Origin of the sequence: Dactylosporangium vinaceum, from assembly GCF_019904175.1 — a bacterium.
GTDB lineage: Bacteria > Actinomycetota > Actinomycetes > Mycobacteriales > Micromonosporaceae > Dactylosporangium > Dactylosporangium vinaceum.
Window position 1 is genome coordinate 7,017,098 of the sequence record NZ_CP061913.1, and the last position, 14,108, is coordinate 7,031,205.

At 76.4% G+C, this 14,108-nt stretch carries 1 protein-coding gene; it reads right to left on the bottom strand.

From position 1 onward, the window contains the following. Positions 1 to 54: 54 nt before the first annotated feature. Positions 55 to 14,097 carry a type I polyketide synthase gene (locus Dvina_RS55340; protein WP_223092904.1) on the bottom strand — a complete coding sequence of 4,681 codons (14,043 nt, stop codon included), beginning with the start codon at positions 14,095 to 14,097 and terminating at the stop codon, positions 55 to 57. Positions 14,098 to 14,108: the final 11 nt, after the last annotated feature.

The window sequence follows — 14,108 nt, forward strand, 5'->3', positions numbered from 1 at the left end:
CTCGCGCAGCTTGTCTTCGTTCATCGGTGATCGTGCCCTTTCTGGGGAGCGGCGTTACGACAGACCGAGGTCGTTGTCGATGAACGCGAACAGGTCGTCGTCGCTGGCGGTGCCGAGCCGGTCGGCCACGGCGCGGGCCGGGGCCCCGGCGCGCGCGCCGAGCGCGGCCAGCAGGTCCTCGAGCCGCAGCGCGATCCGGTCGCGGATCTCGTCCTCGGCGCCCTCGAGGCTGGCCTCCAGCTCGTCGAGGACCGCGAGGGCGGCGCCGGCGTCGTCGGGGACGAGCTGGCCGAGCAGGTGCGCGGCCATGGCGTCGGGGCTCGGGTAGTCGAAGAGCAGCGTGGCCGGCAGCCGCAGCCCGGTCGCGGCGCCGAGCCGGTTGCGCAGCTCCAGCGCGGTGAGCGAGTCGAAGCCGAGGTCGAGGAAGCCGCGGTCGGCCTCGACGGCGGCCGGGCCGGGGTAGCCGAGCACGACGGCGGCCTCGGCGCGGACGAGTTCGAGCGCGGCCCGCTGCCGTTCGGCCGGGCCGAGCCGGCCGAGCCGGGCGGCGAGCGTCTCCTCGGGCGCGGCCGCCTCGGCGGGGGCGGTGACGGCGTGGCGGGCCGGGCGGCCGATGAGCCCGCGCATGATCGCCGGGACGGCCTCGGTGCCGGCCGCGGCGCGGATGGCGTCGACGACGAGCCGGGCCGGGACCAGGACGGCCTCGTCGACGACGCAGGCGACGTCGAACAGGGCGAGGCCCTCGGCGTGCGAGAGCGGGGCGAGGCCGCCGCGGGCCATCCGGCGCAGGTCGCCCTCGCCGAGCTTGGCCGTCATGCCGCTGCCCTGCTCCCACAGGCCCCACGCCAGCGACAGGGCGGGCCGGCCGGCGGCGCGGCGCTGGTGGGCCAGGGCGTCGAGGAAGGTGTTCGCGGCCGCGTAGTTGGCCTGGCCGGTGCCGCCGAACGTCCCCGCCATCGAGGAGAACAGGACGAACGCGGACAGCGGCCGGTCGCGGGTGAGCTCGTCGAGGTTGAGCGCCGCGTCGACCTTCGGCCGCAGGACGGTGTCGATCTGGTCGCGGGTCAGGGCCGACACGACCCCGTCGTCGACGACGCCGGCCGTGTGCACGACACCGGTGAGCGGGTGCTCGTCCGGGACCGTGGCGAGCAGCTCGGCCAGCGCCGCCCGGTCGGCGACGTCGCATTCGGCGACGGTGACGTCGGCCCCGGCCGCGGTCAGCTCGGCCTGCAGCTCGGCGGCGCCGTCGGCGGCCAGGCCGCGCCGGCTGGTGAGGATCAGGTGCCGGACGCCGTGCTCGGCGACGAGGTGGCGGGCGATGAGGCCGCCGAGGTCGCCGGTGCCGCCGGTGACGAGCACCGTCCCGTCCGGGTTCCACACCGCCGAGGGGCGGGCCCCGGGCGTGACCGCGACCCGGGCGAGGCGCGGCACGTGGACGGCGCCGACCCGCACCGCGACGTTGCCCTCCCCGCACAGCAGCGCGGCCGGCAGGGCGGCGTAGGAGACGTCGCGGTTGTCGATGTCCAGGAGCACGAAGCGGTCGGGGTTCTCGGTGAGCGCCGAGCGGACCAGGCCCCAGACCGGCGCCCAGGCGAGGTCCTCGGCGGTGTCGCCGCCGACGGTGCTGTAGGTGACGAACACCAGGCGCGACCCGGCGAAGCGGTCGTCGGCGAGCCAGGACTGGACGAGGTCGAGCGCCCAGTAGGTGGCGCTGCGCACCCGGGTCCGCAGGTCGTCACCGGCCGGGGGCTCGGCGCAGGAGACGATGACCCGGTCGGGCACCGGCGCGCCCGCGCCGACGGCGTCGGCGAGCGCGGCCAGGTCCGGGTACGCCTCCACCGCGGTACCCGTCGCGCCGAGCGCCTTGACCAGCTTGACGCTCTGGATGCCGAGCACCGCCCAGCGCCGCTGCCCCTCCTCGGGCGCGGGGGCGACCGGGGCCATGACCATGTCGACGCGGAACAGCGAGTCGTGGTACGGCGAGCGGGCCGCCTTGATCTGGTCGGCGGTGACGGGGCGCAGGACGAGCGAGTGCACGGCGGCGATGGGCCGGCCGGTGTGGTCGGCGAGGTCGACCGCGACCGTGTCCGGGCCCGACGGGGTGAGCCGCACCCGCAGCGCGGCGGCGCCCGTCGCGTCGAGCGTGACGCCCTCGAACGAGAACGGCAGGACCCCGCGCCCGGCGACGCCGTCGGCGAACGCGAGGGTGTGCAGCGCGGCGTCGAGCAGCGCCGGGTGCAGCAGGTACTTCCCCGCCGTAGCCCGCTCCGCGGTGTCGAGGGCGACCTCGGCGTACACCGCGCCGTCGAGCCGCCACACCCGGCGCAGCCCGCGGAACGAGGGCCCGTAGGCGAACCCGGCGGCGTCGAGGCGCTCATAGAGATCGTCGGCCGGGACCGGCTCGGCTCCGGCCGGCGGCCAGGCGGTGAGGTCGGGCGCGTCCCAGGAGCGGCCGGTGCCGAGCCGCCCGGTGGCGTGCGCGGTCCAGGTCTCGTCGGCGGCGCCGGAGCCGCGGGTGTGGATCTGCACCGGTCGGGTGCCGAACTCGTCGGCCGCCCCGACGGTCAGCTGGAGCTGGACCGCCCCGGCCTCCGGCAGCACGAGCGGCGCCTGCAGGGTCAGCTCGTCGAGCCGTTCACAGCCGACGGCCTCCCCGGCGCGCAGGGCCAGCTCGACCATCGCGGTCCCGGGCAGGATCACGGTGTCCATGACCCGGTGGTCGGCCAGCCACGGCTGATCGGCGATCGAGAGCCGGTTGGTGAACAGGTATCCGTCCGAGCCGGCGAGCGGCACGGCCGCGCCGAGCAGCGGGTGCCCGGCCGGAGCCAGCCCGAGCCCGGCCGGGTCGGCGGGTGCGTGGGAGGCGTCGAGCCAGTACCGCTGCCGCTGGAACGGGTAGGTAGGCAGTTCGACGACGGCCGCGGGCCCGAACACCTTCACCCAGTCCGGCGACCACCCGCTCACATGCGCCCGCGCGACAGCCGCCATCAGCGTCTCCGCCTCGTCCCGGTCCCGCCGAGCCACCGCAATCCCGTCCTCGACCAGCGCGGCCAGCACCCCGTCCGGCCCGACCTCCAGGAACCGGCTGACATTCGCATGCTGCAGCGCCTGCACACCATCGAAGAACCGAACGGTCTGCCGCACCTGCCGCACCCAGTAATCCGGATCCGTGAAGTCCGCGCCCAGATCCCCAGTCACATTCGACACCACGGGGATGGCGGGAGCCTGCGCCGGCACCGACGCGACAACGGCCCTGAACTCGTCAAGCATCCCGTCCATGTAGGCCGAGTGGAACGCGTGCGAGACGTTCAACCGCCGGGTCTTCACACCCAGCGACGCCGCGACCTGCTCCACATCGCCCGACAACACCACCGAGTCCGGCCCGTTCACCGCCGCGATCTCAGCACCCTCCACCAACGCCGCCCGCACAGTCGCCTCATCGGCCTGCACCGCGATCATCTGCCCACCAGCGGGCAGCGCCTGCATCAACCGGCCACGCGCCTCCACAATCCGGCACGCACCATCCAGATCCCACACCCCGGCGACATGCGCCGCCGCCAACTCCCCAATCGAATGCCCGAGCAGGAAATCCGGCTTCAGACCCCACGACTCCAACAACCGAAAAACCGACACCTCGAACGCGAACAACGCCGGCTGCGTCCACCGCGTCTGATCCAGATCCTCAACATCCCGCAAACCAGCGATGCGATCACACACCGCGTCATACGACGACGCGAACACCGGGAACGCCTCGTACAACCGGCGACCCATGTCCGGCCGCTGCGCACCCTGACCGGTGAACAGCATCGCCGAGCGGCCCGGACGGACCTGGCCGCGGACCACCGTGGAGTCCAGCCGCACCGCCCGGTGCTCGAACTGCGACCGGGTCGTGGCGAGGGAGAAGGCGACGTCGACACCGGCCGTCTCGAGCCACGCCAGCTGCGCGTCGAGCGCCGCCACCGAACGCGCGGCGACCGGCAGCGGGACGACCGGCAACACGGCCGGAGCGGCCGCAGCGCTGCGCGCGGGCGGAGCGGGTGGCTCCTCGATGATGACGTGGGCGTTGGTGCCGGAGATGCCGAACGACGAGACGCCCGCCCGGCGCGGGCGGTCGCCGGCCGGCCACGGCCGGGCCGCGGTGAGCAGCTCGACGGCGCCGGCCGTCCAGTCGATGCGCGTGGAGGGCTCGGTGACGTGCAGCGTGCGGGGCAGGGTGCGCTCCCGCATGGCCAGGACCATCTTCATCAGGCCGGCCACGCCCGAGGCGGCCTGGGTGTGGCCCAGGTTCGACTTGAGCGAGCCCAGCCAGAGCGGCTCGGACCGGTCCCGGCCGTAGGTCGCCAGCAGCGCCTGCGCCTCGATCGGGTCGCCGAGCGAGGTGCCCGTCCCGTGGGCCTCGACCGCGTCCACGTCGGCCGGCTCGAGGCCGGCGGCGGCGAGGGCGGCCCGGATGACCCGCTGCTGCGCGGGGCCGTTCGGGGCGGTGAGGCCGTTGGAGGCGCCGTCCTGGTTGACCGCGCTGCCCTTGACCACGGCGAGGACCGGGTGGCCGAGGCGGCGGGCGTCGGAGAGGCGCTCGACGAGGAGCAGGGCCACACCCTCGGCCCAGCCGGCGCCGTCGGCGCTGTCGGAGAACGCCTTGCAGCGCCCGTCCGGTGCGAGGGCGCGCTGCCGGCTGAACTCGACGAACGTGTCGGTGGAGGAGATGACGGTGACGCCGCCGGCCAGGGCCAGGGTGCAGTCGCCGCGCTGCAGCGACTGGATGGCCAGGTGCAGCGCGACGAGCGAGGACGAGCATGCGGTGTCGACGGTGAGGGCGGGGCCTTCGAGGCCGAACAGGTACGCGATGCGGCCCGACGCGACGCTGCCGGCGCTGCCGAGCGCGAGCTGGCCCTCGAAGCCCTCGGGGGCGTCGTGGAGGCGGCACACGTAGTCGTGGTAGTTCGAGCCGACGAAGACGCCGGTGCGGCTGCCGCGGGCGGCCTCGGGGTCGATCCCGGCCCGCTCGAACGCCTCCCAGGCCGTCTCCAGCAGCAGCCGCTGCTGCGGGTCCATGGCCATCGCCTCACGCGGCGAGATGCCGAAGAACTGCGGGTCGAACTCGGCGGCGTCGTAGAGGAAGCCGCCCTCGCGGGTGTAGAAGGTGCCGGCGTGCTCGGGGTCGGGGTGGTAGAGCCGGTCGAGGTCCCAGCCGCGGTCGGCCGGGAACGGTCCGACGGCGTCGACCTCGTCGGCGAGCAGCCGCCACAGGTCGTCGGGGCCGCGCACGCCGCCGGGCAGGCGGCAGCTCATGGCCACGATCGCCACCGGGTCGTCGGCCGGGGCCGCCGCGACCGGCCCGGCCGGAGTGGGCTCGGCGGATGCGTCCGGGGCGACGCCGAGCTCGCCGAGCAGGTGGCGGGTCAGGACGGTGACGGTCGGGTAGTCGAAGACCAGGGTCACCGGCAGCCGCAGCCCGGTGGCGGCGCCGAGCCGGTTGCGCAGCTCGACAGCGGTGAGGGAGTCGAAGCCGAGCTCCCGGAAGGCGCGGGTGGTGTCCAGGGCCTCGGGGTCGGTGAAGCCGAGGACGGCCGCGGCGACCTGGCGGACCAGGTGCGTGACCCGCGGCTCGCGGTCGGCGGCGGGCAGGGTGGCCAGCTCGCGGGCCAGCGGCACGGCGCCGTCGTCGCCGTCCGGGCCGCCGGCCGGGGCCGGGGCCGCCTCGGGCAGGTCGCGCAGGGCCGGGCTGGGGCGGGTCGCGGTGAACACGGGCGCGTACCGCTCCCAGTCGACGGCGGCGACGGCGATCGTCGTCTCGTCGTCGTCGAGCGCGCGCAGGAGCAGGTCCAGGGCGCGGTCGGGGTCCATCGGCAGCATCCCGGTGCGCCGGGCCCGCTCGCCCACCTCGCCGTCGGCGAGGCCGCCGCCGGCCCAGACGCCCCAGGCGACCGAGGTGGCGGTCCGGCCGGCGTCGCGGCGGTGCCGGGCGAGCGCGTCGAGGTAGCTGTTCGCGGCGGCGTAGCTGCCCTGGCCGGGGCCCCCGAGGACGCCGCCGAGCGAGGAGAACAGCACGAACGCGGTCAGGTCGAGGTCGCGGGTGAGCTCGTCGAGGTGGCGGGCGCCGCCGGCCTTGGGCGCGGCGACGGCGGCGGCGCGCCTGGCGTCGAGGCCGTCGATGACGCCGTCGTCGAGGATCGCCGCCGCGTGGAAGACCGCCCGCAGCGGCCGGTCGGCCGGGATGCTCGCGAGCAGGGCGGCGAGGGCGTCACGGTCGTCGACGTCGACGGCGGCGAGGGTGACCGCGCAGCCGGCCGCGGCGAGCTCGCGGGCCAGGTCCTGGGCGCCGGGCGCCGCGGGCCCGCGCCGGCCGGCCAGCAGCAGGTGCTCGGCGCCCTCGGCGGCGAGCCGGCGGGCCAGGTGGGCGGCGATGCCGCCGGTGCCGCCGGTGATGAGGACGGTGCCGTCGGGGCGCCACCGCCGCCCGCCGGTCGGGGCGCCGCCGCCGGCCCGCACGAGCCGGCGGGCGTGCAGGCCGGAGGGCCGGATCGCGACCTGGTCCTCGCCGTCGAGGCCGGCGACCGCGGCCGCGAGGCGCTCGGCGTCGCGGGCGGAGCACTCGGCCGGGAGGTCGGCGAGGCCGCCCCAGCGGTCCGGGTGCTCCAGGGCGGCGATCCGGCCGAGGCCCCACACCATCGCCTGGCCGGGGTCGAGCAGCGGATCGCCGGCGCCGACGGATACCGCGCCCTGGGTGACGCACCACAGCGGAGCCGGGCACCCCACGTCGCCGAGGGCCTGGATCAGCCCGAGCGTGCCGGGCAGGCCCGCCAGGAGCGACAGCACGCGCGACGGGGGCTCGGGGGCGTCGAGGGCGGCCCGGAGGTGGGCGGCGAGCGCGGCCCGGTCGGCATCCGCGGCGACGGCGACGATGTCCAGGCGGACCCCGGCGGTGGCGAGGCGGGCCAGGACCAGGTCGGCGGCGGGGCTCGGCGGGGGCGTGACGACGAGCCAGCGTCCGGTGGGCGGGGCCGGGGGCGGGTCGCTCAGCGGCTGCCAGCGGACCCGGTAGCGCCAGGAGTCGAGCTCGTGGCGGCGGGTCTCGCTGCGCCGCCACGCGGACAGGGCGGGCAGCAGGGCCTCGACGGCCTGCGGCTCGACGGCCAGGCCGGCGGCGAGCTCGTCCAGCCGCTGGGCCTCGACCAGCTGCCAGAACCGGGCGTCGACCGGGTCGGCGGCGGTGCCGGCCGGCGCGGCGGCGGACTCGAGCCAGAAGCGGCTGCGCTGGAAGGGGTACAGCGGCAGGTCGACGATCGGGCGGGCCGGGCCGAGGACCCGCTCCCAGGCGATCGGGACCCCTGTCACGTGCAGCGCGGCGAGTGCGGTCAGCCAGCGGGTGCGCCCGCCGTCGTCGCGGCGCAGCGATCCCGTGGCCACCGCCGGGGCGGCCTCGGCCTCGAGCGTCTCCTCGATCGCCGGCACGAGCACCGGGTGGGCGCTGACCTCGACGAAGGTGCCGACGCCGGCGGCGGTCAGGGCGGCCACGGCCGGGGCGAACTCGACGGTGTGGCGCAGGTTGCGGTACCAGTACTCCGCCCCGCCGAGCGCGATGTCGGCCGTGTCCGTGCCGACGGTGGAGCGGAACTCGACAGCGGCCGGGCCGGGGCGGACCGGGGCGAGCAGCTCCAGCAGCCGGTCGTGCAGCTCCTCGACGTGGGCGCCGTGGGAGGCGTAGTCGACGTCGACGCGGCGGGTCCGCACCCCGTCCGCGGCGCAGGCGGCGGCGAGCTCGTCGAGGGCGTCGACGTCGCCGGAGACCACGACCGAGGCGACCCCGTTCACGGCGGCGACGCCGAGACGGCCGGCCCAGGCGGCCAGGCGCTCCTCGGCCCGCTCGCGCGGCAGCGCCACCGACATCATGCCGCCGCGCCCGGCGATCGCGGCGAGGGCCCGGCTGCGCAGGGCCACGACCCGGGCGGCGTCGTCGAGGCTGAGCACGCCGGCGACGCAGGCGGCGGCGATCTCGCCCTGGGAGTGCCCGACCACCACGTCCGGGGTGACGCCGGCCGCCTGCCACAGGTCGGCCAGGGCGACCATGACGGCGAACAGGACCGGCTGGACGACGTCGACCCGGTCCAGGCCGGGGGCGCCGGGCTCACCGCGCAGGACAGCGGTGAGCGACCAGTCGACGTGCGGGGCCAGGGCCGCCTCGCACGCCGCGATCCGCTCGGCGAACACCGGCTCGGTGGCGAGGAGCTCGACGCCCATGCCGGCCCACTGCGAGCCCTGGCCGGGGAAGACGAACGCGATCCGGCCGGCCGGGCGGGCCAGGCCGGTGACGGTGGCCGGGCCCGGCGTCCCGGCGGCGAGCTCGCGCAGCTCGGCCTGGAGCGCGGCCCGGCCGGTGCCGATGACGGCGGCCCGGTGGGCGAGCGGGGTGCGGGTCGCGTGCAGGGACCACGCCACGTCGGCGGGTTCGTGATCCTCCAGGTGGGCCGCGAGCCGCCCCGCCTGGGCCCGGAGGGCGTCGTCGGTGTGTGCGGACAGCATCAGCGGTACAACCGCTGCATCGGGCTCGTCGACGGCCGGCGGCGGCGCACCGTGCGGCGCATCCTCCAGGATCAGGTGGGCGTTCGTGCCGCTGACGCCGAAGGACGAGACGGCGGCGCGGCGGGGGCGGTCCGTCGCGGGCCACTCGCGGGCCGCGGTGAGCAGCTCGACGGCGCCGGACTGCCAGTCGACGTGCGGCGACGGGGAGTCGGCGTGCAGGGTCCGGGGCAGGATGCCGTGGCGCAGGGCGAGGACTGTCTTGATGATGCCGCCGATGCCGGCCGCGGCCTGGGTGTGGCCGATGTTGGACTTGAGCGAGCCGAGCCACAGCGGCCGCCCCGGTTCGCGGCCCTGACCGTAGGTGGCCAGCAGCGCGTGGGCCTCGATGGGGTCGCCGAGCGCCGTGCCGGTGCCGTGGGCCTCGACGGCGTCCACATCGGACGGTTCGAGGCGGGCCGCGGCGAGGGCCTCGCGGATGACCCGCTGCTGGGCCAGGCCGTTGGGGGCGGTGAGCCCGTTGGAGGCGCCGTCCTGGTTGACGGCGCTGCCCTTGACGACGGCGAGGACGCGGTGGCCGTGGCGGCGGGCGTCGCTGAGCCGCTCCAGGACGAGCATGCCGGCGCCTTCGGCCAGGCCCATGCCGTCGGCCCGGTCGGAGAACGCCTTGCAGCGCCCGTCGGCGGCCAGGCCGCGCTGGCGGCTGAACCCGATGAACGCGGCCGGGGACGACATCACCGCGACCCCGCCGGCCAGCGAGAGGTCGCACTCGCCGCGCCGAAGCGCCTGCGCCGCCAGGTGTACCGCAACCATCCCGGACGAGCACGCGGTGTCGATGGTGACCGCGGGCCCCTCCAGGCCGAACGTGTAGGCGATGCGCCCGGACGCCACGCTGCTCTCGGTGCCGATGATGAGGTGGCCCTCGACGCCGTCGGGCACCTGGGCCAGGCGGGTGCCGTAGTCGCCGCCGGCCGCGCCGACGAAGACGCCGGAGCGGGTGCCGCGCAGCGTGCCGTGGCCGATGCCGGCCGCCTCGAACGCCTCCCAGGCGACCTCCAGCAGCAGCCGCTGCTGCGGGTCCATCGCGATCGCCTCGCGGGGCGAGATGCCGAACAGCTGCGGGTCGAACCGGGTGGCCCCGGCCAGGAAGCCGCCCTCCCGCACGTAGCTGCGCCCGGCCCGGTCCGGGTCGGGGTCGAAGAGGCCGTCGACGTCCCAGCCGCGGTCGCCGGGCAGCGGGCCGATGGCGTCGCGCTCGTCCAGCAGCAGCGCCCACAGGTCGGCGGTGGTCTCCACACCCCCGGGGAACCGGCAGCTCATGCCGACGATCGCGATCGGCTCGTCCTCGTCGACCGGGGCCGGCAGCGCGGCGGGGCCGCCGGTGCCCGCTCCGGCCGGCCCGAGGAGGTCGTCGAGGTGCGCGGCGAGGGCGGTGACCGTCGGGTGGTCGAAGATGATCGTCGAGGGCAGCGTGAGGCCGGTCGCGGTGCCGAGGGCGTCGCGCAGCTCCACGGCGGCGAGCGAGTCGACGCCGAGGTCGCGCAGCGGGCGGTGGTCGTCGACCGCTGACGCGTCGGTGTGCCCGAGCGCGGCCGCGGCGGCGGACCGGACCAGCTCGAGCGTGTTCGCCGGGCGCTCGGTCGTGGCCGGCGCGGGCGGCGGGGGTACCTCACCCAGGTCGGCGAGCAGCGGCCGCGGCCGGGCGGCGGCGAACAGCCGCAGGAACCGGGGCCAGTCGACGTCGGCGACGACGACCGCTGTGTCGTTGCGGTCCAGGGCGTGGTGCAGGGCCTCCAGCGCCGGGGCGGTCGCCATCGGCGTGATGCCGTGCCAGTTGGCGGCGCCGTCACGGGTCAGGCCGCCGCGCGTCATGCCCCCGCTCTCGGGGCTCCACATGCCCCAGGCGACGGAGGTGCCGGCGAGGCCGCGGGCGCGGCGGGCGGCGGCGATGGCGTCGAGGCAGGCGTTGGCCGCGGCGTACGCGGCGTGGTCGCCGCTGCCCCAGACCCCGGCGACGGAGGCGTAGAGCACGAACCGGTCGACGGTGTCGCAGTCGAACGCGGCGTCGAGGTTCAGGGCACCGTCCACCTTGGCCGCGAACGCCTCGTCGAGGTCGTCAGCGGTCGCGTCGGCGATCTTGCCGAGGACGCCGACCCCGGCCGCGTGCACGACGGTGCGGACCGGGCCGTGCTCGGCCTCGACGACGGCGACGAGCGCGGCGAGGGCGGCCATGTCGGCGACGTCGCACTGCGCGACGGTGACGCCTGCCCCGAGGGCGGCCAGCTCGTCGCGGAGCGCCTCGGCGCCGGGTGCGTCGATGCCGCGCCGGCTGACCAGCACGAGGTGGCCGGCGCCCTGGGTGGCCAGCCAGCGGGCGGTCTGGGCGCCGAGGCCGGTGGTGCCGCCGGTCACGAGCGCGACGCCGCGCGGGCGCCACACCGGCGCGGTGCCGGCGGCGGGGACCCGGGCGAGGCGGCGGACGCGGACGTTGCCGCCGCGGACGGCGAGCTGGTCCTCCGGGCCGTACGCACCGCCGAGGACGGCTCGCAGCGCGGCCCGGTCGGCCGGTCCGGCGTCGGTGGGCAGGTCGATGAGGCCACCCCAGCGGTCGGGGTGCTCGAGGGCGGCGACCCGGCCGAGGCCCCAGACGGCGGCCCGCAGGGGGTCGGCGACGGTGTCGTCGGCGACGGCCGCGGTGGTGACGTACCACAGCGGGGCGGTGATGCCGGCGTCGCCGAGGGCCTGGAGCAGCACGAGCGCGTCGAGGGCGGCGGCGGGCTCGGCGACCACGCCGGCGGGGCCGGGGCCGGCCGCGGCCCGCAGCCGCTCGGCGAGCAGGGCGCGGTCGGTGGTGGGGGCGACCAGGACCGGGTTGGCCCGGCCGCCGGCGAGCGCCTCGGCGAGGGCGGGGCCGCCGACGACGAGCCAGCGCCCGGCGATCCGGTCGGGCCCGGTCGGCGCGGACCGCCACTCCTCCCGGTAGGACCAGCCGCCGGTCGCCGGGGCGGCCCGGCGGTAGCTGTCGAGCCAGTACCGCTCCCGCTGGAACGGATAGGTCGGCAGCTCGACCGTCGCCGCGGCACCGAAGACCTTCGCCCAGTCCGGCGCCCAGCCCCGGGTGTAGGCCCGGCCGAGTGCGGCCATGAGCGTCTCGGCCTCGTCGCGGTCCTTGCGCGCGACGGCGATCCCGTCCTCGACGAGCGCGGCCAGCACCGCGTCCGGCCCGACCTCCAGGAACCGCGACACGCCTTCCTGCCGCAGCGTCTGCACCCCGTCGGCGAACCGCACGGTCTGCCGCACCTGCCGCACCCAGTAATCCGGTTCCGTCAGATCAGCGCTGAGATCCCCAGTCACATTGGACACCACGGGGATGGCGGGAGCCTGCGCCGGCACCGACGCCACCACAGCCCGGAACTCCTCCAACATCCCGTCCATGTAGGCCGAGTGGAACGCATGCGAGACATTCAGCCGCCGCGACTTCACACCCAGCGACGCCGCAACCTGCTCCACATCACCCGACAACACCACCGAGTCCGGCCCGTTCACCGCCGCGATCTCAGCACCGTCCACCAACGCCGCCCGCGCAGTCGCCTCATCGGTCTGCACGGCGATCATCTGCCCACCCGACGGCAACGCCTGCATCAACCGGCCACGCGCCTCCACAATCCGGCACGCACCATCCAGATCCCACACCCCGGCGACATGCGCCGCCGCCAACTCACCGATCGAATGCCCGAGCAGGAAATCCGGCCGCAGGCCCCACGACTCCAACAACCGGAAAACAGCGACCTCGAACGCAAACAACGCCGGCTGCGTCCACCGCGTCTGATCCAGATCCTCAGCATCCCGCAAACCAGCGATGCGATCACACACCGCGTCATACGACGACGCGAACACCGGGAACGCCTCGTACAACCGGCGACCCATGTCCGCCCGCTGGGCACCCTGACCGGTGAACAGCATCGCCGACAGGCCCTCGCGGACCTCGCCGCGGACCACGGTGCCGCCGAGCACGACCGCGCGATGCTCCAGCTGCGCGCGGGTGGTGGCCAGGGAGAACCCCACGTCGACCGGGTCGGCGGCCACGGCCCGCAGCCGCGACAGCGCAACCTCCAGTGCGGCCCCGGTGCGGGCGGAGACCGGCCAGGGCACGACCGGCAGTGCCGCGCGGGAGAGCGCCGCGGGCACCGGGGCCGGCGCCTCCTCCAGGATGACGTGCGCGTTGGTGCCGCTCGCGCCGAAGGCCGAGACCCCGATGCGGCGGGTGCGGCCGGTGGCGGGCCAGTCGCGCGCCGCGTCGAGCAGGGAGACCGCTCCCGCGGACCAGTCCACCCGGGACGCCGGCACGGAGGCGTGCAGGGTCCGGGGCAGGCGGCCGTTGCGCATGGCCAGGATCGACTTGATGACCCCGGCGACGCCGGCCGCGGCCTGCGTGTGCCCGATGTTCGACTTGAGCGTGCCCAGCCACAGCGGGTTGCCGGGGTCCCGGCCCTGCCCGTAGGTCGCCAGCAGCGCCTCGGCCTCGATCGGGTCGCCGAGGGTGGTGCCGGTGCCGTGGGCCTCCACCGCGTCCACGTCGGCCGGCTCCAGGCCCGCGTCGGCGAGCGCGGCCCGGATGACCCGCTGCTGCGCCGGCCCGTTCGGGGCGGTGAGCCCGTTGGAGGCGCCGTCCTGGTTGACGGCGGTGCCCTTGACGACGGCCAGGACGCGGTGCCCGAGCCGCTCGGCGTCGCTGAGCCGCTCGACGAGCAGCACGCCGACGCCCTCGCCCCAGCCGGTCCCGTCGGCGTCGTCGGAGAACGCCTTGCAGCGCCCGTCCGGGGCCAGGCCGCGCTGGCGGCTGAACTCGATGAACGACTGCGGCACGGCCATCACGGTGGCCCCGCCGACGAGGGCGAGCCCGCACTCGCCGAGCCGCAGCGAGCGCACCGCCAGGTGCAGCGCGACGAGCGACGAGGAGCACATGGTGTCGACGGTGACGGCCGGGCCGTGGGTGCCGAACGTGTAGGCGAGCCGGCCGGAGAGCACGGCGGCGGCGCCGCCGGTGAGCAGGTGCCCCTCGGTGCCCTCGGGCGCGAGCTCGGGTGCGGCGCCGTAGCCCTGGTGGCTGGCGCCGACGAACACGCCGGTGTCGGTGCCCTGCAGCGACTCCGGCGGCAGCCCGGCCCGTTCGAGGGCCTCCCAGGCGGTCTCCAGCAGCAGCCGCTGCTGCGGGTCCATGGCCAGGGCCTCGCGCGGTGAGATGCCGAAGAAGCCGGCGTCGAACTCGTCGGCCTCGTAGAGGAAGCCGCCCTCGCGGGCGTAGGTGCGCCCGGGGCGGCCGGGTGTCGGGTCGTAGAGCCGGTCGAGGTCCCAGCCGCGCCGGTCCGGGGCCGGCCCGACCGCGTCGCGCTCGGCGTCGAGCAGCGCCCACAGCTCGTCGGGGCCCGTGACACCGCCCGGGAACCGGCAGCCGATGCCGACGACGGCGATGGGCTCCCGGCCGCGGTCCTCGATCTCGCGGATGCGCCGGTTGGCCTGGCGCAGGTCGGCGGTGACCCGCTTGAGGTAGTCGCGGAGCTTGTCCTCGTTCGACACAGCGGCCTCCT